The sequence below is a fragment of the Proteus sp. Marseille-Q3619 genome, from assembly GCF_965283115.1.
In genome coordinates this window covers 1,461,389-1,486,805 of sequence record NZ_CBDIMP010000001.1, presented here as the reverse complement: position 1 = coordinate 1,486,805, position 25,417 = coordinate 1,461,389, and the positions used below count along the sequence as shown (strand labels likewise).

35 protein-coding genes and 1 pseudogene are annotated in these 25,417 nt (G+C 39.5%); 29 read left to right on the top strand and 7 right to left on the bottom strand.

All coding sequences use genetic code 11. From position 1 onward, the window contains the following. Positions 1-63 precede the first annotated feature (63 nt). Positions 64-915: pseudogene (locus tag ACWPWK_RS06780) on the bottom strand (bestrophin family protein); the annotation flags it as partial. 189 nt (positions 916-1,104) lie between these two features. On the opposite strand from ACWPWK_RS06780, the gene ACWPWK_RS06775 reads away from it, so the two are divergent. Continuing rightward, the gene (locus ACWPWK_RS06775) at positions 1,105-1,806 is read left to right on the top strand and encodes a hypothetical protein (RefSeq protein ID WP_109373018.1); all 702 of its coding nucleotides are present in this window, start codon (positions 1,105-1,107) and stop codon (positions 1,804-1,806) included. A gap of 173 nt (positions 1,807-1,979) precedes the next feature. Here the strand turns inward: ACWPWK_RS06775 and ACWPWK_RS06770 are convergent, their stop codons facing one another. From ACWPWK_RS06770 to ACWPWK_RS06760, 3 genes are read right to left on the bottom strand one after another with little or no spacing between them, the layout of a single operon-like run. Continuing rightward, complete coding sequence (locus ACWPWK_RS06770) at positions 1,980-3,017, bottom strand: phage integrase (RefSeq protein WP_109373019.1); 1,038 nt, start codon at positions 3,015-3,017, stop codon at positions 1,980-1,982. Next, positions 3,007-3,456, bottom strand: coding sequence for a hypothetical protein (locus ACWPWK_RS06765; RefSeq protein WP_109373020.1), 450 nt, complete (start codon positions 3,454-3,456; stop codon positions 3,007-3,009). The genes ACWPWK_RS06770 and ACWPWK_RS06765 overlap by 11 nt, the downstream gene beginning before the upstream one ends. 1 nt (position 3,457) lies before the next feature. After that, on the bottom strand, positions 3,458-4,048 hold the full coding sequence (locus tag ACWPWK_RS06760) for a phage repressor protein CI (RefSeq protein ID WP_109373021.1): 591 nt from the start codon (positions 4,046-4,048) through the stop codon (positions 3,458-3,460). A 148-nt stretch (positions 4,049-4,196) separates the two neighbouring features. Here ACWPWK_RS06760 and ACWPWK_RS06755 point away from each other — a divergent pair, with 148 nt between their 5' ends. The 9 genes from ACWPWK_RS06755 (at position 4,197) to ACWPWK_RS06715 (ending at position 9,618) form a co-directional block, all read left to right on the top strand. Next, the gene (locus ACWPWK_RS06755; RefSeq protein WP_109373022.1) at positions 4,197-4,421 is read left to right on the top strand and encodes a regulator; all 225 of its coding nucleotides are present in this window, start codon (positions 4,197-4,199) and stop codon (positions 4,419-4,421) included. A 30-nt stretch (positions 4,422-4,451) separates the two neighbouring features. Then, the gene (locus ACWPWK_RS06750) at positions 4,452-4,961 is read left to right on the top strand and encodes a phage regulatory CII family protein (protein ID WP_109373023.1); all 510 of its coding nucleotides are present in this window, start codon (positions 4,452-4,454) and stop codon (positions 4,959-4,961) included. 6 nt (positions 4,962-4,967) lie between these two features. After that, positions 4,968-5,249, top strand: a complete 282-nt coding sequence (locus ACWPWK_RS06745; protein WP_109373024.1) for a hypothetical protein — start codon at positions 4,968-4,970, stop codon at positions 5,247-5,249. Between the two features lie 172 nt (positions 5,250-5,421). After that, entirely contained in the window at positions 5,422-5,892 is a 471-nt protein-coding gene (locus tag ACWPWK_RS06740; RefSeq protein WP_109373025.1) for a hypothetical protein, read from the top strand. Positions 5,893-5,903: 11 nt separating this feature from the next. Further along, positions 5,904-6,251, top strand: a complete 348-nt coding sequence (locus tag ACWPWK_RS06735; RefSeq protein WP_109373026.1) for a DUF5347 family protein — start codon at positions 5,904-5,906, stop codon at positions 6,249-6,251. Between the two features lie 76 nt (positions 6,252-6,327). After that, positions 6,328-6,579: a DUF2732 family protein gene (locus tag ACWPWK_RS06730; RefSeq protein WP_109373027.1), complete on the top strand. Its 252-nt coding sequence runs from the start codon at positions 6,328-6,330 to the stop codon at positions 6,577-6,579. A gap of 1 nt (position 6,580) precedes the next feature. Beyond that, on the top strand, positions 6,581-8,701 hold the full coding sequence (locus ACWPWK_RS06725) for a replication endonuclease (protein WP_109373028.1): 2,121 nt from the start codon (positions 6,581-6,583) through the stop codon (positions 8,699-8,701). Between the two features lie 208 nt (positions 8,702-8,909). Continuing rightward, on the top strand, positions 8,910-9,344 hold the full coding sequence (locus tag ACWPWK_RS06720) for a hypothetical protein (protein ID WP_109373030.1): 435 nt from the start codon (positions 8,910-8,912) through the stop codon (positions 9,342-9,344). Positions 9,345-9,435: 91 nt separating this feature from the next. After that, a complete protein-coding gene (locus ACWPWK_RS06715) occupies positions 9,436-9,618 on the top strand; it encodes a hypothetical protein (protein WP_109373031.1) in 183 nt (60 codons plus the stop codon). A gap of 1 nt (position 9,619) precedes the next feature. On the opposite strand, the gene ACWPWK_RS06710 is transcribed toward ACWPWK_RS06715, so the two are convergent. The 3 genes from ACWPWK_RS06710 to ACWPWK_RS06700 are packed head-to-tail and all read right to left on the bottom strand — an operon-like array spanning position 9,620 to position 12,749. After that, positions 9,620-9,928, bottom strand: a complete 309-nt coding sequence (locus ACWPWK_RS06710; protein ID WP_036935239.1) for an ogr/Delta-like zinc finger family protein — start codon at positions 9,926-9,928, stop codon at positions 9,620-9,622. Then, positions 9,925-10,959, bottom strand: a complete 1,035-nt coding sequence (locus tag ACWPWK_RS06705; protein ID WP_198630072.1) for a phage portal protein — start codon at positions 10,957-10,959, stop codon at positions 9,925-9,927. The genes ACWPWK_RS06710 and ACWPWK_RS06705 overlap by 4 nt, the downstream gene beginning before the upstream one ends. Then, entirely contained in the window at positions 10,959-12,749 is a 1,791-nt protein-coding gene (locus ACWPWK_RS06700; RefSeq protein ID WP_244185046.1) for a terminase large subunit domain-containing protein, read from the bottom strand. The genes ACWPWK_RS06705 and ACWPWK_RS06700 overlap by 1 nt, the downstream gene beginning before the upstream one ends. A gap of 161 nt (positions 12,750-12,910) precedes the next feature. Here ACWPWK_RS06700 and ACWPWK_RS06695 point away from each other — a divergent pair, with 161 nt between their 5' ends. The 19 genes from ACWPWK_RS06695 (at position 12,911) to ACWPWK_RS06605 (ending at position 25,415) form a co-directional block, all read left to right on the top strand. Next, a complete protein-coding gene (locus tag ACWPWK_RS06695) occupies positions 12,911-13,747 on the top strand; it encodes a GPO family capsid scaffolding protein (RefSeq protein WP_109373034.1) in 837 nt (278 codons plus the stop codon). Positions 13,748-13,757: 10 nt separating this feature from the next. Next, the gene (locus ACWPWK_RS06690) at positions 13,758-14,789 is read left to right on the top strand and encodes a phage major capsid protein, P2 family (RefSeq protein ID WP_109373035.1); all 1,032 of its coding nucleotides are present in this window, start codon (positions 13,758-13,760) and stop codon (positions 14,787-14,789) included. 5 nt (positions 14,790-14,794) lie between these two features. Beyond that, on the top strand, positions 14,795-15,499 hold the full coding sequence (gpM, locus tag ACWPWK_RS06685) for a phage terminase small subunit (protein ID WP_109373036.1): 705 nt from the start codon (positions 14,795-14,797) through the stop codon (positions 15,497-15,499). 97 nt (positions 15,500-15,596) lie between these two features. Then, positions 15,597-16,028, top strand: a complete 432-nt coding sequence (locus ACWPWK_RS06680) for a hypothetical protein (RefSeq protein ID WP_109373037.1) — start codon at positions 15,597-15,599, stop codon at positions 16,026-16,028. Next, a complete protein-coding gene (locus ACWPWK_RS06675; protein WP_036935256.1) occupies positions 16,022-16,474 on the top strand; it encodes a head completion/stabilization protein in 453 nt (150 codons plus the stop codon). Before ACWPWK_RS06680 ends, ACWPWK_RS06675 begins: the two co-directional genes overlap by 7 nt. After that, complete coding sequence (locus tag ACWPWK_RS06670) at positions 16,471-16,962, top strand: phage tail protein (RefSeq protein ID WP_109373038.1); 492 nt, start codon at positions 16,471-16,473, stop codon at positions 16,960-16,962. Before ACWPWK_RS06675 ends, ACWPWK_RS06670 begins: the two co-directional genes overlap by 4 nt. After that, positions 16,959-17,663 (top strand): hypothetical protein, encoded by a 705-nt coding sequence (locus tag ACWPWK_RS06665; protein WP_109373039.1) that lies wholly within the window; start codon positions 16,959-16,961, stop codon positions 17,661-17,663. Before ACWPWK_RS06670 ends, ACWPWK_RS06665 begins: the two co-directional genes overlap by 4 nt. A 14-nt stretch (positions 17,664-17,677) precedes the next feature. Further along, the gene (locus ACWPWK_RS06660) at positions 17,678-18,796 is read left to right on the top strand and encodes a DUF2586 domain-containing protein (protein WP_109373040.1); all 1,119 of its coding nucleotides are present in this window, start codon (positions 17,678-17,680) and stop codon (positions 18,794-18,796) included. After that, on the top strand, positions 18,796-19,248 hold the full coding sequence (locus ACWPWK_RS06655; RefSeq protein WP_109373041.1) for a DUF2597 family protein: 453 nt from the start codon (positions 18,796-18,798) through the stop codon (positions 19,246-19,248). Before ACWPWK_RS06660 ends, ACWPWK_RS06655 begins: the two co-directional genes overlap by 1 nt. A 17-nt stretch (positions 19,249-19,265) precedes the next feature. Then, the gene (locus ACWPWK_RS06650; RefSeq protein WP_060554727.1) at positions 19,266-19,559 is read left to right on the top strand and encodes a phage holin family protein; all 294 of its coding nucleotides are present in this window, start codon (positions 19,266-19,268) and stop codon (positions 19,557-19,559) included. Beyond that, positions 19,556-19,888: a M15 family metallopeptidase gene (locus ACWPWK_RS06645; RefSeq protein ID WP_109373042.1), complete on the top strand. Its 333-nt coding sequence runs from the start codon at positions 19,556-19,558 to the stop codon at positions 19,886-19,888. Before ACWPWK_RS06650 ends, ACWPWK_RS06645 begins: the two co-directional genes overlap by 4 nt. Beyond that, positions 19,888-20,262 carry a hypothetical protein gene (locus ACWPWK_RS06640; RefSeq protein WP_109373043.1) on the top strand — a complete coding sequence of 125 codons (375 nt, stop codon included), beginning with the start codon at positions 19,888-19,890 and terminating at the stop codon, positions 20,260-20,262. Before ACWPWK_RS06645 ends, ACWPWK_RS06640 begins: the two co-directional genes overlap by 1 nt. Then, positions 20,156-20,374: an Rz1-like lysis system protein LysC gene (gene lysC / locus ACWPWK_RS06635; protein ID WP_432277949.1), complete on the top strand. Its 219-nt coding sequence runs from the start codon at positions 20,156-20,158 to the stop codon at positions 20,372-20,374. The genes ACWPWK_RS06640 and lysC overlap by 107 nt, the downstream gene beginning before the upstream one ends. Continuing rightward, positions 20,371-20,640: a putative phage tail assembly chaperone gene (locus ACWPWK_RS06630; RefSeq protein ID WP_109373044.1), complete on the top strand. Its 270-nt coding sequence runs from the start codon at positions 20,371-20,373 to the stop codon at positions 20,638-20,640. Before lysC ends, ACWPWK_RS06630 begins: the two co-directional genes overlap by 4 nt. Positions 20,641-20,684: 44 nt before the next feature. Further along, complete coding sequence (locus ACWPWK_RS06625; RefSeq protein ID WP_162837603.1) at positions 20,685-20,828, top strand: DUF6890 family protein; 144 nt, start codon at positions 20,685-20,687, stop codon at positions 20,826-20,828. Beyond that, a complete protein-coding gene (locus tag ACWPWK_RS06620; protein ID WP_162558376.1) occupies positions 20,828-23,344 on the top strand; it encodes a phage tail tape measure protein in 2,517 nt (838 codons plus the stop codon). The genes ACWPWK_RS06625 and ACWPWK_RS06620 overlap by 1 nt, the downstream gene beginning before the upstream one ends. An 11-nt stretch (positions 23,345-23,355) precedes the next feature. After that, positions 23,356-23,691, top strand: coding sequence for a DUF2590 family protein (locus ACWPWK_RS06615; protein WP_087803460.1), 336 nt, complete (start codon positions 23,356-23,358; stop codon positions 23,689-23,691). Then, positions 23,681-24,865 (top strand): baseplate J/gp47 family protein, encoded by a 1,185-nt coding sequence (locus tag ACWPWK_RS06610; protein WP_109373046.1) that lies wholly within the window; start codon positions 23,681-23,683, stop codon positions 24,863-24,865. The genes ACWPWK_RS06615 and ACWPWK_RS06610 overlap by 11 nt, the downstream gene beginning before the upstream one ends. Continuing rightward, positions 24,858-25,415, top strand: coding sequence for a phage tail protein (locus ACWPWK_RS06605; RefSeq protein WP_109373047.1), 558 nt, complete (start codon positions 24,858-24,860; stop codon positions 25,413-25,415). Before ACWPWK_RS06610 ends, ACWPWK_RS06605 begins: the two co-directional genes overlap by 8 nt. Positions 25,416-25,417: the final 2 nt, after the last annotated feature.

The following is a 25,417-nucleotide window of genomic DNA, read 5'->3' as shown; positions in this document are numbered from 1 at the left end:
AATAGATTTATACTAGGTGGGGCATTATGTTTGGATTAGATGCATTTCACTTAGCTAGAATACAATTAAGTTTCTTTCAATCGTATTACAAAGGGCATTTAAGGGTAAGTCATTTGCAGATACACCAAAAGGATCTTCTAATTCTTCAGCTAATGAATCCCAAGATAAAAAAGTATAAGAGATAAAAACTGATACAAACGGTGTCATATAATGGAGATCGGCTACCAAAGCAAAAGGTAATAATGTACAAAATAAATAAACAGTACGTTGCAATATCAAAGTATAAGCAAATGGAACTGGGGTATTTGAGATCCGTTCGCAACCTCCGAGTACATCAGATAAATTATTAATATCTTTATTAATTGATTGAAAAATAACGTCACTTATCACCTTGTTATCTCTCAATTCACCTATTTTTAAACCGATATGTAATAAAATACGATTAGTGGGATAAGGGCTATTCATTATTTCATTAAATAAAGTTCGAGGTAATAGGCGGTAAAGATCAACCATTGGATCTGTTTTTCTTAGCTCGTGTTTTAAGCTCCAACTAAAAGCAATTAATAAATTAGAAAAATCTCGATTAAATTGTTTATCTTCAGGTAATAATGCTTTTATATTTCTTAATATATTACGATGAGTAATTAACATATTACCCCATAGGGTTCTGGCTTCCACAAGCCTGCTATAGCTTGCATTATTTCTGAAACCAAGAAATATTGCGATGGCAATACCGAGTAAACTAAAAGGAGCAACTGTTAAGTGTATTCCTAATTGTTCATACCATTGATAAATCAAAATAGCGATAATTGACATAATAACATTAAGGCATAAACGAAAGATTATTTTTGAAAGCACAGAACCATGCCAATCAAATAACCGAAAGAACCAGTGTTGATTAGGACGAATGACCATAATAGTAATTATATAAGACAAGATTTGAATTGTGAGAATATTATTGCAATAAAATAAGAGACTATCTAATTAATTTTTTTGGAAATTTTTTATTTCTTTGAGCTTGTTCTAATTAATTAAAGATTAGGCAATCTATTGGAAATTTTGCTCTATAGTTAAAATATTTATTTTAGATTAAACGAGGATAGTATGAGTGAACTGAATATAAAAGATAAAGATGGTTTCGTAGATACATTTTTAAAATATTATCTAAATGGTGGATTTGGTAGTTTAAATAAGAGTGATATTGATACATTAGTTATGCATTTATTGATGCAATATTGTGATGATTTAAAAAATGATAAAAATTATGAACTAAGTATAAAGTTAAAAATTACAGAAGCTAGAGTTAAATCAATAAAACATAAAGCTAAATTACAATTTCTGCTCAATGATGATGCTGATAATTATATTAAAGGTGAATTTTTTGCATTGTTACATAGAGCGAAATTACAAGGTGAGAGTAAACAGGGGGCTTCAGCAAAAATAATCATGGTTATTGAAGACTTATATGTTAAACAAGGAATTCAAGGAAAATTAAAATCCTTAGGGCATTTCGCAGATAATTCATTTAATAGTGAAATAGTTAAGATATCACAGGAGTCATTCATAGATTTACTTGAAGATTTTTTCTCAGATGATGAGCGTAAAGAGTTAGTTGAAAAAGTGAAAAAAGCAATACCTGATAAAAATTCGATTGAATTTAAAACATTACTGAAAGAGTTTCTAGCTGGAGCTGCTAATAAATCGGGGGAAAAATTTATTGATTTTAGTGTTCTTTTCGCGACAGGAGGAATAAGCGAAATTACAACATGGATAGATAAAATTCAGGAAATGTTTGAGAGCAAATAATTTTAATAGAATTTGGTGGCCCCTACTGGACTTGAACCAGTGACCAAGCGATTATGAGTAATTTGATACATGTAATATAATCAATGAGTTATATTAAAATCAATATGTTAAGAATCAAATAGAGCCAAATAGAGCCAACCTGTGATTAGCTGATGGGGCAAAAATGGGGCAATTTAACCATTATCTTTTGCTATCTGTGATAGTGGATTTAATTTGACGGCTTCGTCTAAATGATCTGGTGCAAAATGAGAATATCGCATGGTCATTTTTATATCAGTATGACCAAGTATTCTTTGTAATACTAAAATATTTCCACCGTTCATCATAAAATGAGAAGCAAAAGTGTGTCTTAATACATGAGATAATTGACCGTCAGGTAATATTATTTTTGTTCTTTTTAGAGCACTTCTAAAGGCAGAGTAACAGGATGTAAAGAGGGTACCACTTGTTCTATTGGCGAATATTTCATTATAAAGGGGTTCATCAATAGGAACAGTACGATTGCGGTTACCTTTTGTGTTTGTATAAGTAATGCGATATTTGCTTATATTCGAGCTTCTTAATGATTCAGCTTCTGACCACCGTGCACCTGTTGATAGACAGATTTTTACAATTGTTAATAAGTGTGGGTTAGAACTGAGTTCACATTCTTTTAGCAATAACCTTATTTCATCATGAGTTAAAAAACTCATTTCAGATTCTTCTGTTTTAAATGGACGGATAGATTCTAACGGGTTTTCATTTTTCCACTCACCAAGACGTGTTAATTCATTGAACATAGCTTTAAAGTAAGCCAATTCAAGATTCATTGTTCTGGGTGAAACTTTTTCTATCCGTTCAGTACGCCTAAGTTTTCCTGAAATTCGTTTTTCTCTATATGAGGAAAATAATTTAGCAGAGAATTCGCGTGCTAAAGGGGAACCCATACAATCAGTTGCATATAACATGGAAGATTTTCTTTTATCACCATCATCAATGGTGACACCATGTAAACTATACCAAGTGTTAATTAGCTCACTTAATTTACGATTATCCTCTTTTTCACCAAGCCAAGGCTGATTATTAGTATTATCTAAAATATAGCGCTCATAATTTAAGGCTTCACCTTTGGTCGTGAAAGTCTTACGTATACGTTTTGCATTATCATTTTTCTTACCTTCAGGATAAAAATCTAAGCGCCATTGCCCATTAGGTAATTTCTTAACGCTCATACTTCTTACCGCAATCTTCTGCTAATTTATTGTATGCATTTTCAATACGTGATTTAGCATCTAACATTGATTTGAAATCATTATCTTGCTTATTTTTCATGTAGTTATTTAGAGATACTGTGAAATTATCTACTTCAATAATAGAAACAAAGCCTAGATATATAGGATTATTGCTGTCATTAGTTTTATATTGATTGTACTTATTAAGAAAGTTAGCTTGTTTTTTAGGGTAGATTTTATTAAACCAAATTGAAAATTCATCATAAGTAACGGTGGAATTTTTTAATTTCTCTCCATCATTAATAGCCATTGATATGCCGTCAGACATAATTAAACCAGAGTCTTCAAACATAGTACTAGCTATTGTGCAATTTTCAGTCATTGCAAAGGAGTAAGATGCTGATGAGAAAATAACTAAACCTAATAAAATATTTTTCATATTAATAATCCTTTATTTCTTTTATAACACTACCTAACACTGTTAAAGCATTTAGTTCACAGTCAAATGCCATACCAATCCCAGACACCCTAACTCTTTGTCCTGGCATTCTAGTTAATTCTCGGATGCTCTTTTTCCCATCAATTTCAACAAGCCATTTGCCATCAAAAATATCATTGAATTTTTTATTAATGATGAAATAGTCATTATCAATTTGAATTGAAATGGGGTCTTGAGGAAGTTGCGATGTAGTAGGGAATATTACTTTATCAATCATTATTATGTCAGCAGATAATAGAGCACCACTTTTCAATCGAAAATTAGGAATTTTTAAAATATCTAATTTTTCTTGGTCAAAAGGTTTACCTTTACCAAATACTAACCACTCTAAATCTACCCCAGTTTCATACATACATCTAACTACCATGTCCGCAGGGAAAATATTTCGTTTATATCTTCCGCTGAGGCTACTTGCTCCCATATTGAAATGTGTTGCCAGCATTATTTTATTAGTAAAACCATACGCTTCTATCATTCTATCAAGAATTTCAGCCGTGTTTTCACATGATACAAAATCAAATGAGCTATTCATTCGCATCCTCAAAACTTCGCATTAGACAAAAAATATGTATTTTTAATGTTGACTATTCGTCTCACGCGAAGTATCTTCACTCTCAGTTCGTGGGGAACCAAATAGAGACAAATAGATACAAATAGACATAATGCGGAGATTTTGCCCTATGAGACCAAATATTACAATCACAATCCCAGAGCCATATATAACGATTGAAGAGTATGTTAAGCGCTCTGGATTATCTAGAAATACAGTAAAAAATATGATTGCCGATGGTCGTTTACCTGTAAGAGCTAAAAGCAAAGACCTAAAGCAATCTACAGTATTTATTAATTTGGCAGCTTTAACTGTTGAAGCCTTATCTAAAGCCAATATTTCACTAGAAGCGTAGTCAGTCTTTCGCATTTTGAGAATAAACACCATGTTTGATTATCAGGTTTCCAAACAAGCGCACTTTGATAATGCATGCCGTGCTTTCGCAAATACCCATAAAGGGGATCTTGTACAAATTGCTGAAAGCATCGGCATGAACGCCCAAATGTTGCGTAACAAGTTAAACCCTGAACAACCGCACCAATTAACGTGCATTGATTTAATGAAGCTGACTGATGCAACCGAAGATGCATCCATTCTTGATGGTGTGTTAGAACAAATGCAATGTCAGCCGTCAGTGCCAGTTAATGAAATGAGTGATTCTAATGTGCCCGCTTATTTATTAACGGCAGTCGGTGAGGTTGGAAAGTTAGCAACAAATACAGTATCGGGCGGTAATTTAAATAATGCGCGAGTCGCTGATTTTAAACGCTCTGTTAATACAGCAATTCGTTGTTTAACGTTGGCAGGAATAACATTATCCGCAAGATTACATACTAACCCAGCGTTCGTCTGTGCAGTGGATGCAGTAACAAATCTTAGCCCATCAATGATGTGAGAAAAAATGAGAACATCAGCCGAAGTGTTGAAGATTAAAGAGTTAGTAAAAGGGGTTTGTACTCCATGTTTATTGCATGGTGATGATGTGATTATTGATCCAATTTTACTAATGAAACTAATTACTGAAATTGAGAGACTTAATTCTATTCAGCCTTTTGGTTTTGTGAAAGTGTCTAAATTAGGTAAAAGTGAATTTACAGAATCACACACCACTTTATATAGATGGATTGTTTTTAATGAAAAAGTCAAAAATAATTCAGATGAAATATTTCCGTTGTTTAAATAATTTATGTGAGATTTCAAAATGAAATTAAATTCATTACAGCTTCAACAACACAAATATAAATTATCCAGTGATTCATTTAAAAATGAAAATAACAATTCTATTTATATTGTTAGCTTTATTTTATTTATGGGTTATTTATTAATATCAGCTTTAAGTTAATTGAGAGGTAGTTATGTCAGAGACTAATTTTGGAAGCGTTACAATAAGAGTGAATAACCCAATACTTGAGTATGAAAATATAGATATTCCTAATACCTCTTTTTGTGGACAAGCATTCATTTATCATAAAGGTGCTGAGGTGGCTCGTTTGAATTTTATTCCTAATCCAGAATATGAAAATGATAATTTTGAATCATCAAAAATAAGAATGGGGTTTGATTTGAGTGATAAAGGTGACGAGACAGTTTCTTTAAAAAAAGAATTATCTGGATACATACATAAACATAATTGCATAGCGGAAGGGTTAAAAGAATTACAGACTAAAAAACAAATGTTACGCGAGCAATTAATAGATGCAGTTAATAATGCACAAAATAGTGGTTTATGTGTAGACCTTATTCATGATGAATTAAAATCTTTTGCGCATGAATTTATTATTGTCTGCGAAAATTTAGAAATTGATTGTGACGAAATACCATTTTAAGTGAGGTTATTATGTATCAGAATCCATCAGAAAGCGGAGATAGAGCTATTTATATTCCATTGAAAAATAGAATTGATGGATTAAATGCAATAGCTAAATTACGCGCTATCTACTTTAAAAGAAATAATGAGAAGTTAGGTTTTTTTCTTGATGACATGAAAAATAAGCACGATGAAATGTATGAAGAAAAAAGAATTTTTTTGGCAGGAATATTGAGAGATGCAGGGATAAAAAAAGAAAGAATGAATCTTGATATTGATAAATTTAGCAAGGAAGAAATAAACAGTATCATTAAAGAAATAAATCGTCGTATATCATTTAGTAATTTATTACCTAAAGGCTTATCTCTAGTCGAATAATTAATTAAACCCAAAGTAAAAATAAATGACCTTAATCGGTCAGGGCTTTTTGCAACCTAAATAAAGGAAATTAACTATGAATACATCAATACCAACCCCCATTTTTACGCCTAGTTTAGTGTCTGAAATTGAACAAGCATTAGTTTTAGATTCTGCATTAGTGTTCGCTCGTAATGAGCAAAAGCAAGCCTGCGCTGATAAATACGCATCCCGTATTCGCAAGTTATCTAGCCTTATCATTCAAAACAAAATGGATTATTCCGACGTTGCTGAACTGTTGGAAAGTGAAGCGTCAGAGCTAGAACGTCAAGCACAAGAACTGGTTTGATATGACTATCGCGGTGGAGAATAACAGCGACGTATTTATCTCAATGCGTCGCCAAAAAGAAGAATTTCAGCCAGAGTTATCGCCAAAAGCGTCCTTGGCTGAACGCATTATGTATGATGCAAACCCGCTTGATATTGAGTATCGCAATAGCATTATGGGTAATATGCCTGATAGTTTGGCTATTTATTTTGCTACCCGATATTCAAAAATATTTAAGACTGCTAAAAAAGATAATAGACGTCTTGCTAATACCTTTTTACGTAAAGTGGCTAAGAATGTATTACCAAGATACAACCTTGTTTTATCTCAATATCAATTTAATGGCGTAACATCAGGTTATGATTTCTTCCCTGAAAATTATGTCGAACAACTTTCTAACTTACACTCCCTAGACCGTGGAACCATCAAAGAGCTGGCGAACGGTATTGCTCGTTATCTCACTTCTACATTTACCGAATTTTGCCAACGTGCAAATTATAGCGAGACTTCTGAAGGTGCTAAATCTGGCTACAAAAAAATAAGTCAGATTACTTTACAGATTGGTACCATCCCGCCGTATTGGAAACAATTTATTAGGGGTAGACGTAAACCAACAGAAAACCAGTTGCTTTCTGGTTTATTACGCATGATGTCTGATAAGTGGTGGTATGGGCGTTTAAAGCGTATGCGTGATTTACGTGCTGAGCATCTTGCTATTGCTGTCGGGCAGGTACAAAAAAGTGCGTCACCTTATATTTCAAGAAAAGCCCTACATGAATGGATAGAGCAAAAAAAACGTAACTGGGATTACATAAAAAGTTTCGATTTAACCAATGAGCATGGTGACCGCGTTTCTCTTGAAGAAATGGTATTAGCCAGTGTTTCTAATCCTGCTGTTCGCCGTTGTGAATTGATGGTGCGTATGCGTGGGTTTGAAAATATGGCTAACGAAATGGGTTATGTCGGTGAGTTTTACACGCTCACTGCTCCATCAAAATATCACAATGCATACAGTAAGGGCGGTTTCATTGAACAATGGAATGGCGCATCCCCTCGTGATGTTCAGAAATACCTTTGCAAAGTCTGGTCAAAAGTTCGCGCTGAATATGCCCGCGAAGGAATTCGTCCATTCGGTTTCCGTGTTGTAGAACCTCATCATGATTCAACTCCTCACTGGCATTTATTGTTATTTGTTCATCCTGACCACGTTGAAAAGCTGAGAGAGATCTTCGCGGAATATGCACGTGAAGAGGATGCCTTTGAGTTAAAAACCAAAGAGGCAAAAGAAGCCCGTTTTTATGTTGAGCCTATTGATAAAGAAAAAGGTTCCGCCACGGGTTATATCGCTAAATATATTTCTAAAAATATAGACGGTTACGCCATGGATGACGAGATAGACGATGAAACGGGGCAGAAATGCAAAGACATGGCCAAAGCCGTTTCAGCATGGGCGAGCTTACACCGCATTCGACAATTTCAGCAAATTGGCGGTGCTCCTGTGTCGGTTTGGCGTGAGTTGCGTCGCTTGCCAGGTGAAGAGCAAATTCTAGCAACGGAAGATATGGACAACGTGCGTTTTGCGTCAGATGTGGGTGATTGGTATGCCTACACCGAGTTGCAAGGTGGTGCAACAGTAAAACGCCGAGATTTAACAGTGAGACTTTCTTATGAAGTCACAGAAATGGGGAATGAATACGGCGAAGACGTTAAAAAAATTAAAGGAGTTTACTCACCGCTTGCGTGTGAGGACTCTTTTTATCTTACCCGCACAGCTAAGTGGGAACTGGTCGCCAAAGAATCCACGTCTGTTAAAGGGAGTGGTTTGGCTTTTGATGGCGCGATTAGCGCCCCTTGGAGTTCTGTCAATAACTGTACGGGGGAAACCCGAACGATTAACGATGAAGAAAAGGTGGTAACGGAAATTTTAGATAATTTCAGGTCAATCGGGCATGAAATCACCTTTGATGATGCCCAAAAAATGAGAAATGGGTCGGGAATAGTCATTGATGATAGGACGTTTAGAAGTTTCAAAGACGGTTCTTTGATAAGAGCGGGCACGACACAGCTGAAATACCGTCAATTTAATGAACGAAAAGACCGTATTTTTAATAAAGTAAATAAGTTGAGAGGAATGAATGTATAAATACTTGGTTTTATTTTATTTATTGATATCAATAGTTCTTTTTATACGCAGAACTATGAAGTCTAAAAAAAGCTATCATGACAAATACAGCCTAGGTGAAGCGATAGATTACTCAATGCTATGGCCATTTTATATTTTGATTGCATCCTATTTTTTTCTTGCAGAGAAATATCGCAAATTTATTGGTATGAGCGAGGAGAGATAATCTATGAGTGTGAAAAAAATAAAACTGATGTTAGATTTATTGGCTCGCCTGTATTTTAAGCAAGTCAGTGTTTTGTCCGAAAAGGCAAGTTTCTCTCATGAGGAGTATTTTTCTTTAGAATCAATTTTGAACGCATTATTAACAGGGAAAAATAAATTCTTCATTGGAGATGAATGCGAGGTTAACCATATTTTAGATTGTTTTTGCGATCATCTTGGTATTGAAAATACAAGTGTTAGGCGATTTGTCTTGGATGGTGCAAAATTTTATTTTGTTAGTCATGACGATTTTAAAAAGCCATTATTTGGCGGTCTGGCGGGGGATGTTTATTATGCAATACCTCAACAACCAAGTGATATCGAAGCCTATTTAATTGATTCATTATCATGCCATACCCGATATTACGTGACGAAATATCAAGGTTCACACAATAAGTAATTATATCTCACATTATTATCACTTAGGGGTTCACAAAAAACACAAATTGACTATACTGTTTATTCATACAGTATTCTTTAAGGGTATGATAATGACAGATAATATAAAAAGCATGGAAGCACTTGAAAGAATAGCTCTTATCGCAAAAGTAGGTAGTTTTGATTCTTTCACATCACAGGAAAAAGATATTGTTTTATCATTAATATTTGAGTTAGCCGACAATGCCAGAGTGGACTTATTGGAAAAAAATAAGCCACAAAATGTGGCTCAATAATTTAAGCAATGGGCGCTTTGAGTAAATCAAGCGCCATTTGTTTATTATCTGGTAGCAGTTTATCAATCATTTTATTCACGTCTTTGGCGCTAGGACTTAGTGTGTGACTAAAAGTGACGTTTAAAACGAAAGTCATTCCGCATTCTAAGTCTGTGCATTGACAATAAAGGTCAGCAAATTGGCGATGTTTTCTATTTGTTGTTCTTATGATTGCCTTTTCACCGCACGCGGGGCAGAGGACTTTCATCACTTTCATATTACGAACTCCAAAATAATCGAACTTACGTAATTTTACCTTTTTTTGCCTCATTCTGCATCCAAACTGTCGTTATCTTTCTTAAAGTTGATATGCAAATGTGACGGTATTTCAGGGTCACTATTGACGGCATTCTCAAACATGCGTTGCACAGGAATAACTTCATCTTGTCGATAGGCTTCACGGGCTTTGATTGGGTCACCTAAACCGCCAACGTTGCCAGGAATAATCCCTGCTAAACCCGCCGGGAAGCGATGCGCGGTTAAAATATCTTGGGCACTGATATTTTTGACATTATTAAATTCATCTTTAGCCGAAATATCCCCAATAGGCATAAATTTAATCCCTTCGGGATCGCCTTTAGGAATATGCACAAACATCGTAGAAAAATTACCGATACCTTTGCTATTTTCTAGATTTTTAATGATTTGGGCTTCCACTTCATCAGTGAGAGAAGGGTCATTACAATAAAAAACGCCTCCCGTATGTGCCCCGTTGTGGTAATAACGACGACGAAAAATGGTGGCTTCACTATTTAAGAGTGCCGCATGTATACCACCGATATAATCGGGAATACCGTAAACTTGCTGTTGAGGGTCATATTGTTTGATAAAAATGATATCTTCAGGTGGATACACTAACGGTTCACCTTCTATCAAAATGACAAAATCACCGTCTTTTCGACAACGAAGATAAAGTGACGGCAAAACAAAAAGTTGAATGACATTTCCCCAATAATCTCGTACTTTTAGAATGGCTGTATCACCAAAAATAAGGTAACTCATTACGGACGCTTTTAGTTGTTCATGGCTAAGACCACCGCCTAAAAAATCGGATAAAATCATATTTTGACGCGCATAAATCACCCCGCCATGTTGGGCATTTAAATTAACTAATTGAGCAAGCGCAGTTCTATCAATCGGGAGTGAATAATGATCATGTTCATTGTCATACCAGATATTTTGATAGTCTGTATGCGTTGTTAATATCGGCTCGGGTTTACCCAGTGTAATAATGCTCATGTTTTTTTTCGGGGTACTGGATGCCGAAATAGAGAGGTTCTTCCGTGATTTTTTCTTAGCCATTATGATGCCTTTTGAAATATCCATTTTGATTTACGTTGATTATCCGTGTTCAACGGTTCATTGATTGCGCCATGAGCAATTGCCCAAAAACTATCGGCATGACCTGTTTCCATACTGCGGTCAGCCACAAAGGTCATGGCACCGCCCTTGCTGGTTGTGTCTCGACGAATAGCCAAGAAACTGGCGGTGATTTCTTTTTGCTCTCTATCCCATTCGATACGTTCTTCATCGACTAAATCCACCATTTTTAAAACAAGTTGGGTTTTCATGCTAAGGCTGTAACGAATTTCCATCGTTTCGCGTGGCGCAAAATCTTGCACCATCTCATAGACGCCATGACCTATACCTGTCGTATCAATGCCGATATGTGTGAAGCGATAACGCCCATAAAGTTCTTGGATTTTTTTGGCTTGATGTTTCCACGCCATACCTTGCCAGTAATAAATGGCCAGAACACGGAACCGTTCACCAGGTGCAGAAGGCGGTGCTAAAATAGCAAATGCGGAGGTATCTCCTGAACGGGCAGGGTCATAACCGCCCCAGACTTCACGATTACCAAATGGGCGCGGTTCATCAGGAAAGTGATCTTCCCATAGCCCTACATCAACCCAACATTTTTCTAAATCGTTATATTTAAAGACGGATGCGCCACTATCGACAAAGACACACATATACAACATATCGAACGTATCTTTGTTATAACGATTGCGAAGTTTTTCAATGGATGCCAGGTTAAAACCGCCCTTAATCGCATCTTCCAGCGTAATGACATAACGCCATTGTTCATCAGGACAATCGCGTCCACCGTCCTGCATTTCTTTAAATGACGGAAATTTAACGTTCTTGCGTTCTTTTTCATTTCCGCGCCATTCGTCACCCGTCCAAAACGGGTATGCGGGATGCGTTTTTGAGCTAGGCGTAGAAAAATAGGTTGTGCGCCATTTATCGTGGGTTGCCATTGCAGAGGCAACTTCATTTAAATGTTTAAAGTTAGGTACCCAAAAATATTCGTCACAATAAAGATGACCTGAATAACTTTGCGCGGTGTTTTTATTGGTAGAAAGAAAACGGAGTTCTGCACCGTTGCTTAAACGAATCGGGTTACCCGTTAATGTCACCCCGAAAAATTGCTCTGCAATATTGACAATATAGGAGCGGAAAACCTCGGCTTGCGGTTTTGATGCCGATAAAAAGATTTGTGGGTCACCCGTGAGTACCGCATTTTCCAGCGCTTCAAAAGCAAAATACCAAGTCGCCCCAATTTGGCGTGATTTCAAAATATTACGAATGGATTTTTTAATGTTATTGCGTAAATGTTTTTGATAGCCAAAAAGCATTTTGTCAGCGAATTGCTGAAATTGTTCTTCTGTTAATTCAGAAATATCATTTTTACGATAGCGTTTTTTCTTCCTTGGTTCACCATCGTCAGACTCATTATCATTTGAGAAGCCAGATTGATTATTTTGTGCTTTTGCCTGTGCTAACTTCTCGGCATGTTTATTTTGTTGTGCCATCAATTGAATATGACGGCCAATTAAACGGTCTAACTCCTCTTGCTCATCGCCAGTCTTATTGTTTCGCTCACTGAGCAAAATAATGCGTCGATTAATCGCATCTAAAACCGATTCATGACTGAGTAAATCCTGCCAATTTCCTTTTTCAGCCCAATAGTAAACGATCCGCCGATTCGGCAAATTAAGCTCGGTTGCAATTTCTGCAGGAGTATAGCGTCGCAAGTACAGCGATTTCGCTACTCCTATTAGTTCATCTGAATATCGTGAGTTCGCCATAATGTAAAACATTATGCCGAGTCACAGCCTATCTGGCGTTGCCACAAATTTGGTTATGCGCCATATCCAAATTTAACCATTCGCCCACCTGATGGAATTTCGCAATACTATTGACTCAAACGGAAGTGATGAAAATACCCACGGATGGGGGATGCTATGTAATGTCACAATTAATGACAAATTGGCTTTGTATCGCAACAGCGGGAGATACGGTTGATGGTCGAATTATTGAGGACAGTTGGATTTTAGATTCTGCTGAACTTTATGACCGCCAACTCTATACCGCGTGTATTTGGCCAGAGCATGAGCGCTGGTTCGGTTCGATGGGCGAAGTGTTAGAGTTAAAAGCCGAACGTGACGAAGAAGGAACGTTAAAACTTTATGCTCGGCTACGTCCTAATCAGCATTTACTGCAAGCGAATCGTGACGGCCAATTGCTTTTTACCTCGGCGGAGTTTACCCCAACGGGTAATTTTCGTGGAACAGGGAAAACGTATCTTGAAGGGCTTGGCGTGACTTGTTCGCCTGCCAGCGTTGGTACTGACCGATTGCAGTTTAATAAAAAAGGTAAGAAGTTTCGCTATGGTGCATTAAAACCGTTGGTTTTTGATGAAGTTAAACAGTTTAAGGAAGAAAAAATGGCTAAAGGAAAAGGCTGGCGTAGTTTTTTCAATATTGATGAACCAAGTGTTGATGATACACCAGAAGAAACAGGTGCCTCTGATGCAATGCAAGCACTTGCGGAAGCATTATCTGCGCTTGAAATTCGTGTCACAGCAATTGAAACACAACTGACTTCAACAACAGAAAAAGTGGAAGATGTTGAAGAAGATGTGGAAGTCATCAAAGACGCTGTTGATACACCTGAATTTAAACAATTGAAAGATAACTTATCTTCCATTTTAGGTAAATTCAGTAAGTTGGATGATGTGGCAACACGCATCCCTGGTAAAAATCCACGCGGTAGTAAAGAAAAACGCTTTGCTAACCTAGTGTAAGGGGATTGTGATGTCATTAAATAATCAACGTGCTAGTGAGTATTGGAATGCGTATAGAGCCGCATTTTCTGCATCATGCGGTGTGCCTAATGTTAGTAAATATTTTTATTTAACTGAACCTAAAGAAACACAATTACGTGACGCATTATTAGAAACATCTGAATTTCTAAGAATGATTACGGTTGCTGATGTTGACCAATTAACAGGGCAAGTTATTTCCGTAGGTAATCCTGGTCTCTTTACGGGACGTTCTAAAGATGGTCGCTTTGGTCGTAAAGTTGGCGTTGATGGTAATGAATATAAATTAGTCGAAACAGATTCGGGTGCGATTTTACCGTGGGATTTATTGTCAGTTTGGGCAAATGCAGGCGGTGAAGCAGAATTTATTAATCGCATGCAAGCTTTTGTTCAAGAATCTTTTGCATTAGATATGCTTCGTATTGGTTGGAATGGTCAATCTGTTGCAGTAAATACTGACCCTGTCAAAAATCCAAATGGTGAAGATGTTAACAAAGGCTGGCATCAAATCGCAAAAGAGTGGAATAAGGGTTCTCAAGTTCTGACTGACCCTATTACATTAGATGATAGCGGTGATTACCGTTCATTAGATGCGATGGCGTCAGATTTAATTAATAACTGTATTCCGCCTCAATTTAAAAATGACCCGCGATTAGTGGTCATGGTTGGCGCTGATTTGGTTTCTGCAGAGCAACACCGTTTATATCAGTCAGCTGATCGCCCAACAGAAAAGATTGCCGCACAAATGCTCGGTTCTACGATTGCAGGCCGTCCTGCTATGGTTCCACCATTTATGCCTGGTAAACGTATGGTAGTCACCATCCCAACAAATCTTCATATCTATACGCAACGTAATACTCGTCAGCGTAAAGCGGAGTTTGTTGAAGACCGTAAACAATACGAAAATAAGTATCTGCGTAATGAAGGTTATGCCATTGAACAACCAGAGTTATATGCAGCTATCGACGAGTCTGCTGTCACTATCGGTAAAGTCACTGAACCGACTGAAAAAGTAGAAGGTTAAGCGTCATGCTATCACCCGTTCAAAGACACAAGCAAAAAATTGAAATGCAACAAAAACTAGAACAGCGACAGGCAGTTGCCATTGCTGACGGTGAAAGTATGCATCTTCAAGCGCGTGCCATTGAGCGGGATGTCAAACGACTGCGATCACTCAATCAAACGTATGAACGTGTGGCCATGAAACGTGACGAATTATTACCCATGTATCTACCGACGGCACAACGCTATTTAGATGAAGGCGAAGTGTATCAAAACCCGATTTTTGTGTATTGCGTCATTTGGCTCTTTGATGTGGGGGAGTTCGATAAAGGACTGGACTGGGCGGATATCGCCATTGCGCAAGGACAGCGCACCCCCGACAATTTTAAAAGTGGTTTCCCTGCTTTTGTGGCTGACACCATCCTTGAATGGGCACAGTTAGAAGCGGAAGCAGGAAACCCCATTGAGCCTTATTTTTCAAGGACATTTAAGAATGTCACGGAAATTTGGCGAGTTCACGAAAAAATACAAGCGAAGTGGTTTAAATTCCACGCGTTAGAGTTATTAAAAGGCGATATGGGCGATGCAAGAGCCAGTGCAATTGATTGTGTTGATACGCTGAATCAAGCGGATGCCTATCTTGCCAGAGCACATCAATTAAACCCGAAAAGTGGCGTTAAAACGCATCGTTTGCGCATTGCCTCACGATTACGGGCATTAGAGCAAGAGTAAAGACTACCGCAAGCCAAAACGGGCAGGGTGGAGACAAAACAATTTGATTGTTATTGGTCGTGGAAACCTGTTCGCCCGTTTTTTTAAGGATAAAAGGATGAAAGGGAAGATATTACGTTGGGTTATCGTTCTGTTATTTTCAATCCCGTTGTTAACGGGTGTTTTAACGCAGAACGAAAGTCTTTTAAATATTGGTGTGTCAATGGCTTGGATTACAGTGTTATTGGCTTTGTTTTGTAGCAGTATTGTTTTTATTGCTTGGTATGCAGTTTCATTTATCAAAAATTTACCTGAAAAAAACAGAAGTGAATTAAGTAAGCTTTTCTTTGAGGTGACAAACACACCTAAAAATAGATTTTTCTGGTTATTCCTTGCCAGTGACATTGTTGGAATTATCTGTCTGATTTTATCGGGTTGGATTATTACCGCGATAGCCTTCATCTTTGTTTATTTTTTGAGTCAATTAATAAAGTATTTTTCTTTAGATGCACTCGATACCTTGAATAAAACGAGTACAAGTGAATGTTAAACGGTAATAGCGTTACTTATCAAAACGAAACACTGACAAATGATGAATTTTGGCCTGATTTAAATTTAGGTGATTTTCAAAAAAGTCGCGCTATTCCTGCCAATATCGATGCCGATTTTATTGCTGATGCATTATTAACCACGGTCACAGAAATTAATTGTGAATTAAAAGACGTAAAAAGTTATTGGCTATCAAAAGGTGTTAATCAGGCAAAAGACGCCCCAGGCGCAAAAATAAAAGGCGTTAATGCCCTTTGTGCACAATATAAAAAAGCCGTTTATGCCAGGGCAAAAGCGGATTTATTGGGTGAATATTTGTCGATTGTCAGTCGAGCGCCCAACCCACAGCAAGAAAGCGACGAATTACGGTCACGGTTATTAGCGGAATCAACCTTTGTTATTCGCAATATGAAACAGTTGCCTCGCATTACGGTGAAAATGATATGACCCGACTACAAAAATTGACTGCGTTCTTACGTGCAAATTTGCCTGAATCCTTATTTGCGACGGAATTTAGTAGCGAAATGGATGATATTGAGTTTAAACCTGCTCACAGTGATTTAGGTAAGGATGAGTCGGATAAAGAACAATATCAAATGTTAACGCAAGAGTATGAGGCCGTGATTGCTTGGGGGCGTTGGCCTTATCGTGAGGTTGATGCACGTTATATTCCTGTATTGATTGAAGCTTGGCGTCAAGAGTTAGAAACGGATCTTACTGAACCGGATTTTGATGATGAACAGCCAACCATGAGCGTGGATGTGATTGACGATAATATTGCGATGGTCATTGTTACCCTTAAATTAAGTGATGCCATTGTGTTAAAAGAAGATGAAAAAGGCATGGTGCCTTTTAATGATAAACGTTACTCACTCGCCAATCCTGAAGTGTTATTTGCTGAAAATATTGACGTGATCCCCCGTGGTGTGAAATGAGCATTCAAGGGCAATTAAACGCAGAGCAACTAAAAAAATTACGGGCACAGCTCAAAGAATTGGAATTGCCACCGAAAAAGCGCCAGCGGTTACTTTGGCGAATTGCTAAATACGGTGTGATTGTTGCTTCAAAACGCGCGGTAAAAAATCAGCAGACACCTGATGGTGAGGCATGGCAAGGGCGACACGGTAACTACAAAAAAAAGATGCTCCGTAAAATGCCTAAGCTATTAAAAATTCGTGAAATTCCCGAAAAAGGCATAGTCCGTATTTATCTCGGGGGCGGAAATTATCGCAATGGCAGTAAACCTGTGGGTGCTGGTGTCGTGGGATATAGCCAGCAATATGGTATGACAGCAAAAATTAGTCGTAAAAATGCCAACGACAATAACATACGAAAAGCGACTGAAGAAAAGCCGAAACCGCCAGAGCCTACCGCAACACCGAAACAAGCCAAAAAATTACGGGCATTGGGCTATAAAGTCAAAAAAGGAAAGCGTTGGGTAAAGCCTCCTTTAAAAGAGATTACAGGAAAGATGCGTTTTTTTCAGGCGGGATTATTAATCCGTCTTTTACAAAATAAACCTAAAAAAACCAGTTGGGAGGTAGATATCCCCAGTCGTGAGTTTTTAGGTATCAGTGATGAAGACTTTATCAAAGCGTTAGAGAGACAACTTCAAGGCATCGGCTACGGTGCATAAAAAAGGAATTTACTATGTGGCCAACTGTTCAGGTTAATCAACATAACCAACTGCAAGGCGAAACAAAGGAAATTGAGCGCATTTTGCTGTTTATTGGTAAAGGAAAAACCAATGTCGGTAAAACTATTGCGGTCAATACGCAAACCGATTTCGATGAGGCGTTAGGAACGCCAGATAGCCCGTTAAAAAGTAATGTGTTATCGGCGATGCGTAACGCAGGTCAAAACTGGTCAGGCTATGTGCATGTATTAGCAGAGGATGCGGAAGAATTGGCATTTGTTGACGCGGTGATGGATGCACAAGCAGTTGCCAGTTGCGAAGGGTATGTATTAATTGGTGATGCAACAAAAGCCGTTATTCAATCGGCTAAATCCTTACGCTCTGATTTAATCGCAAAACACGGGCGCTGGTTATTTGCCATTTTAGGTGTCGGTGCAACGCAAGACGATGAAGCGTGGTCGGGCTATGTTGAACGCTTGTCTGCTTTATCAAAAGGGGAAGCGGAATCCTCCATTCAATTGGTGCCAATGCTTTGGGGCAATGAAGCGGGGGCATTAGCGGGTCGATTATGTAACCGTGCGGTGACGATTGCCGATAGCCCAGCTCGCGTTAAAACGGGCGCATTAACCGATTTAGGTAGTGCGTATCTTCCATTAGACGGCACGGGGAAAAGCCTTGATTTGGCGACACTGCAAGCGTTGGAAAAACAGCGTTTTAGTGTGCCGATGTGGTATCCAGACTATGACGGCATTTATTGGTCTGATGGTCGTACTTTAGATGTTGAAGGCGGTGATTATCAATCTATTGAGAATTTACGTGTCGTTGATAAAGTCGCGCGAACGGTGCGTATTCGTGCGATTGCTAAAATTGCTGACCGCAGTTTAAACAGCACACCGTCCAGTATTGAAGCCCATCAAGCCTACTTTGCCAAAGTATTACGTGAAATGTCACGCAGTACGCAAATTAACGGGGTAAGTTTCCCTGGTGAAGTAAAACCACCCAAAGAAGGTGATGTGGTTATTACATGGAAAAACAAAAATAACGTTGAAGTGTATATCACGGTGCGAACTTATGAATGCCCGAAAGGGATCACCATTGGCATTCTGTTAGACACGTCCTTGGAGAATGAATAATGAGCGGGAAACGGATTTCTGGGCAGTCGATTGATTTTAATATCGACGGTGATTTAGTTCATGTTGAAAAAGTCAGTTTATCGATTACAGATAATACAGGTGTCGCTCAAACTAATGGCGTGCCTGACGGTTATGTGAACGGGGATGTATCGGCAGAGGGTGAGCTGGAATTATCCACCAAGTATTTAAATGTGATTACAGCCAAAGCCCGTAGCGCAGGTTCTTGGCGTGCTATCCCCTTAGTCGATTTGATGTGGTACGCAAAAGCAGGGTCGGAAGAACTTAAGGTTGAGTCTTTCGGCTGTAAATTAAACGTCACCGATATTTTAGACGTTGACCCAAAAGGCGGGGCAGTCATGACGCATAAAATTAAATTTATCGTCACTTCCCCCGATTTTGTGCGCATTAACGGCATTCCATATTTGGAATCAGAACTTACCGACAAACTGTAATAAAAGGACAGATGTTCATGGAAGAACATAATAAGACACTTATTTCTTTGATTATTATTGGCGCATTGATTGCCCTGGGCAAAATGATGACAGGTAATGAGCCGATTACGTTACGCCTCTTTATTGGGCGAATGATTTTAGGCTCTGCGGTTTCTGTTATGGCGGGGGCATTGCTGATTTGGATCCCTGGTATTTCTCCTTTAGCGATTACGGGGCTAGGTTCTGCGTTAGGTATTGCAGGCTTTCAGTTAGTGGAATTATGGCTGAAAAAACGAGGCAGTGACTTACTGACAGGGAAGTTGAAAAAATGACACTCGGCGAAAAACAACGCAAGTTTACGCGCATGATTGCGGACTTGATTATCTTTGCTTACGACAACGGTTATGAACTGACATTTTCAGAAGCGTATCGCACAGAAGAACAGGCAAAGTTAAACGCTAAATCAGGCACTGGTATTAAAAACAGCTTACACACTCAGCGATTAGCTGTGGATTTCAACCTATTTAAAGAGGGGATTTATCTCACAAGGACAACTGACCATCAGCCCCTTGGCGAATATTGGGAATCCATTGGCGGTACGTGGGGCGGTCGTTTCAATGACGGTAATCACTACTCGTTAGAGCACAACGGCGTGAAATAATGAAACAAGCAACGGCGATCATCTTTGCGTTTATTTTAACTTTTGGAGCTGGCTGGTTGGTTAAAGGTTGGCATCAAGACAGTCTTGAACTGGTCGCATTAAAAACAGCTAATGAAGTTAATAACGCCAGTTTAAAGGCTCAACAAGATTTAGCGAGTCAATCAGCAAGAACGTTAGAAAATAAATTGGAGGCACTCGCCAATGCGCAACCGCCTGAAATACGCACCGAAATTATTAAGCCTGTGTTCACTCATCTTTGTGTTAGTGATGATTTTGTCAGGATGTACAACGAAGCAATCGACAACACTGAGCGTGCCTTATCAGGAAAATCTACTGACAAAATGCACGACAACCTTACCGAAACTAAACGGTAATACAGGGGCAGATTTAGCCACTGCATTATTAAAATACCATGAGATTTACGGAAAATGTGCCGTTCGGCACAACCAATTAACGGACGAAATTCGTCAAAGGATGGAAAAATGAGTACCAAGAAAAACACAATTACCTTAGTCGTGATGGGTAAAGAGCTGGTTTTTGAGCCGAATATGACGGCGTATAACGGCTGGTTAAATGAAATTTCAGCAACGGATAAAGTCGCGCCCACTGTCACTTATTTACGCCGAATTATTACCCCAGAAAGCAAAGAAGCCTTAACAGAGGTTTTAAATATCCCAGGTTCGGCGATGCAATTACTGGAAAAGGTGAATTCAGAATACGCACCTAAATTGGATATTGAACTAAAAAACTAACGGCGCGAGTCGAAGCGATTGAACGCAGTGCCCTCGGACAATATATGGCGTTACGACGGCACTATCTCCCTCATGAGCAGGATGATATCGACAGCTTCGCATGCGCAATTTGGCTAGATAACCACTTCACAGAAAATCACCGCATTGCGGTCGCAAATGGCATTGCATTAGCTTTCAAGGGTGAATGATGAGTACATTAGATTTTACACTCAGCATGATTGATAAAGTCACTCAGCCCTTGAAGGCAGTGCAAGCAGGCGTGACTCAATTCGCTGAAACCTCACAAGAAGCATTTAAAAATATCGCGGTCGGTGGGGCTGGCTTGGCTGGCTCTGTCTTTGCGTTGAAAAACGTTTTAGACCCCGCGTTAGCTATTCAAGACGCACTCGACATGGCAAAAGTCACGGGTGTAGACGATGGCGCGATGAAAAAAGTTACCAATGATGCGCTGACGTTTAGTGCACAATACGGTAAATCGGCGGTGCAATTCGTTGAATCTTCTCTTTCTATCCGAAAGGCCATTAGTGGCATTTCAGATAATGAACTCCCGCAACTGACCAAAATCAGCAACATTACGGCATCAGCATTAAAAACCACCGCCGAAGAATCCAATGCCTATATGGGGAAAATGTTTTCCCAGTTTCAAGGCTATGCCGATAGCGTGGGCAAAGTGACGTTCGCGGAAGAGCTGGCGGGCAAGGCCGTTATTATGTCGCAAACATTCGGCACCTCAATGGCTGAAATCACTGATTTGATGGAAGGCACACGCTCTGCGGGGACGCAATTTGGTGTTGGTATTGATGAACAGTTAGCGGTGTTAGGCGAGTTGCAACGTTCATTAGGCACAGAGTCCAGTGGCGCGTATGAGTCGTTCCTGTCAGGGGCAACAGACGGGGCGAAAAAACTCGGTCTATCGTTTGTTAATGCGTCAGGGCAAATGCTGACGATGCCCGAAATGCTGGATAAATTGCAAGGGAAATACGGCAAATCCATTGCAGGTAATTTAAAGGCTCAAAAAGAGATTGAGGATGCCTTTGGCGATTCGGCGATTGTCGTGAAATCGTTGTTTAATAACGTCGAGGTGTTACGCAAAAACATCACGGCATTAGGCGGTGATGACGGGATGAAACGCGCCACCGAAATGGCGAGTATGTTAGCCAATCCGTGGGAGCGGTTATTGTCGATTTGGGAGTCTATACGCATTGCGGTCGGCATGACTCTGTTACCCGTGATTGTGCCTCTGATTAATAAAATTGCCGATATGGGGCAAATGCTCGTGCGTTGGTTAACATTATTTCCGAATATTGCGCGCGCGATTGGTTATGTGGTGACAGGGTTTATTGCCTTCACGGCAATGGGTGCGATGGCGAATATCGTGCTGGGTATCGGTCGGTTGCTGTGGGTCGGTATTCTGCCGTTGTGGAAAACGGGCGGTGTGTTGTTGTCACTGATGAAAGGCAAATACGATTTAGTGACGAAAGCCACCGGCTTTTTTAGTAGTTCTCTTGCCAAACTGACGGGGTTTTTAAATACCACAAAAATTGCCTCTTTTGCCACAGCTTTGGGATTTACCTCTATCACATGGCCAGTTTTATTATTAATCGGATTGTTTGCCTTAATTGCGATCGCCGTTGTGAAATTTTGGCAACCCATCAAGGCATTTTTTAAAGGGTTCGTGCAAGGATTTTTAGAGGCCTTTGACTCTATGTCGCCCGTTGGCTCTATGTTTGATGAACTCGGCAAAGCGTTGGGCGTTGTGTGGGAAGCGGTAAAAACCGTTTTCAATTGGTTTACTGACTTACTCACGCCGATTGAATTTTCAGAAAAGACACTGAATAAAACCACGATTGCAGGTCAAGCCTTTGGTAAGAGTGTGGCGAAAGCCATTGCATTACTGACATTCCCATTAAGAATGACCATTAAAGCGGTGATGATGGTTGCCACCGCATTTACGAATAGTGCGAAATGGATAGTGAAGGAATGGGATGGCGTAAAAACCAATATTGTTCATGGTTGGGATGCTACCGTTAAATTTTTAGAGCGCATCAATCCCGTCAGCGTATTTGCCAGTTTTTGGGCATCCATTACTCGTATCACGAATTTGATGTATGCAGGGATTGCTAAAGGTTGGGATGCGGTGTGCCAATGGTTTTTCTCATTGTCACCTGTGCAAGCCTTTATTGCGATTTATAACACGGTGTCGCAACTGTTTGCCAATTTATGGAATGTGGTCGCAGGCGGTTGGGATGCGCTTTGCAGTTGGTTTGAAAACTTCTCTATCGGTGACACGTTTAACGGTATTTCAGATTCTATCAAAGGCGTTTTTGATGGGCTTTGGACATGGTTAAGCGACAGTTTTAACGGCGTGTTTAATGCGGTGGCTAGCAAATTAAATTATCTCCCTGGCGTGAATATTGATTTAAAAGAAACCGAAACCGCCGTCGTCAATTCGGCATTGCCAAATGTGCCGATTCAACCTGATTTTAATGCCATTAATCAAAATCAACCTAACCGTCGTTTTGATTATCAGCCGTCATTATTAACGGGCGGGGATTTAAAAGGCATTAATAAAGGCGGTTTAAGCAAAGAAATTAATAACAATCAAACGAGTGTTGATAATCGCAGACAATACGGAAATATCACGATCAACAATGGCAATGTGATGTCACCTGCGGATTTGGAAGAGTGGAGCGCGCTTAATTAAGGATATAGGCCATGGAACAGGCGAAATACATTGATTTACTAATAACCGAGCGTGACTTTACGCTCAATGCAGGCTTTGAGCCAATATTGTGTGATAACCGCCAAAGTATCACACAAGACATTGCGCATGCGATTATTGAAAGTGGTTTAGCGACACAATTAGTCGCCGAACGTAGCCCCACCTTACGCGCCGATATTCGGATGCAAATTGTGTTACTGGTTGAAGATGATGTGCGACTGATTCCAGGCACCATTATCGTTGATGAAGAAAACGTAAAAAAATTATGGGTGACCGCAGACACTTATGATTTTGGCCGTATTAGTGTCGGGGTGAATTATGGCGAATAAACAACGTCCACAAATTGACTATGAATCGGCATTAAAAGACAACGGCATGCCCATCACTGTCGATGAAATTAATCAGCAATTTAACGACATTGTGAAAGAAGAAGGCTTAATCACCAATACTTCCAATATGTCACCGTTTTGGCGTTTGATTAATACGATTGTCACAACGCCCGTTCAGTGGCTCAAAGATGCGTTAATTAATTTGGTGTTCACCAATATGTATCTGGCTACTGCATCGGGGACGTGGCTAGAAATGTTTGCCTGGGGCGTTAATCTGCAACGCAAGCCTGCCACCAAAGCCAAAGGACAAGTGCGCTTTTATCGTGTCGCAGGGCAAAACAGTGTCACGGTGCCAAAGGGCACCATCGTGCAAACAGAACGCATTAACGAACAGATTTACAGTGTGGTGACTACGGAAACGGTCACGATTGAAAAAGAATCAGCCTTGATTGCGGTTGATGCGAGCGAAGCAGGCGGGGCGTTTAATCTCGCGCCAGGTTATTTCCGCATTTTGCCCGTTGCGGTGCCAGGCATTGAACGGGCGCAAAATGAGGAAAACTGGTTGTTAGTGCCTGGCGCGGATAAAGAGAATGATGATGATTTACGTGACCGTTGCCGTAACCAATATAATTTAGTGGGGAACTATCATACTGACGCGGTATATCAAGGGATGATTGCCAGCGTGGTGGGTTTGAGTATTGACCGTATTTTCTTTTTGCATGATGCGCCTCGAGGCGCAGGCACTGCCAATGCCTATTTATTGTTAGACAGTGGCGTGATCAGCCAGCCCTTTATCGACAAAGTAAATGATTACGTCAATACACAAGGGCATCACGGGCACGGTGATGATATGCAATGTATGCCCATGCCTGAAACGCAACACGCCATTACATTGACGGTGTACGTGGAAAATATCACTAATTTAACCGTCAATGAGCAAACAAAACTCAAACAAGATATTGAAAATCTGGTGCGCTGTGCTTTTCGTGAAAACACCAGTTATGACGTGAAAAAAACATGGCCATACTCGCGTTTTTCATTTTCCAATTTAGGTCGTGAAATTCACCGCCATTTTACCCTGGTCGATTCCCTACAATTTAATCAAACGGACATTATCAGTGAATTGAGTGTGCCCCGTTTAAAATCGCTGACCGTGGAGCTACAAGATGCCTGATTTCAAGGAACGATTAAGAGGCTTAAATTTGCCGTCATGGATGAACAAAGGTGAACCTGCCAAATTATTAAATGCGGTACGCAAATTTTGGTCGGGTGTTTATGACTGGATGTTATGGCCACTCAAACAATTGGACGCAGAAACCTGCTCAGAAGAATTGTTATCGGTGCTTGCGTATCAACGCGATATTCACCGCTTTAAAGGTGAACCCCTTGATTTATTTCGCAAGCGCGTAAAGTTTGCGTTTATTAATGCGCGCGATGCGGGTTCGGTCAGTGGCTTTATCGCTATTTTTGAGCGCCTCGGTGTGGGTTATGTCGAACTGTTAGAGCGCCAGCCTGATATTGATTGGGATGTCATTATTTTACGAGTCAGTGACGGACAAATCGCAGGCAACCCCGATTTATTGATGGGCATTATTCGCCAGTATGGGCGCACGTGTCGCCGTTATCGTTTTGAAGTGATCACCAATAATCAATTAGTGATGCGTTTTGGTTGGGCTGATTGTGAATATCAGACCTTTAGCGCATCACTGTTACAAGGAGAGTAACA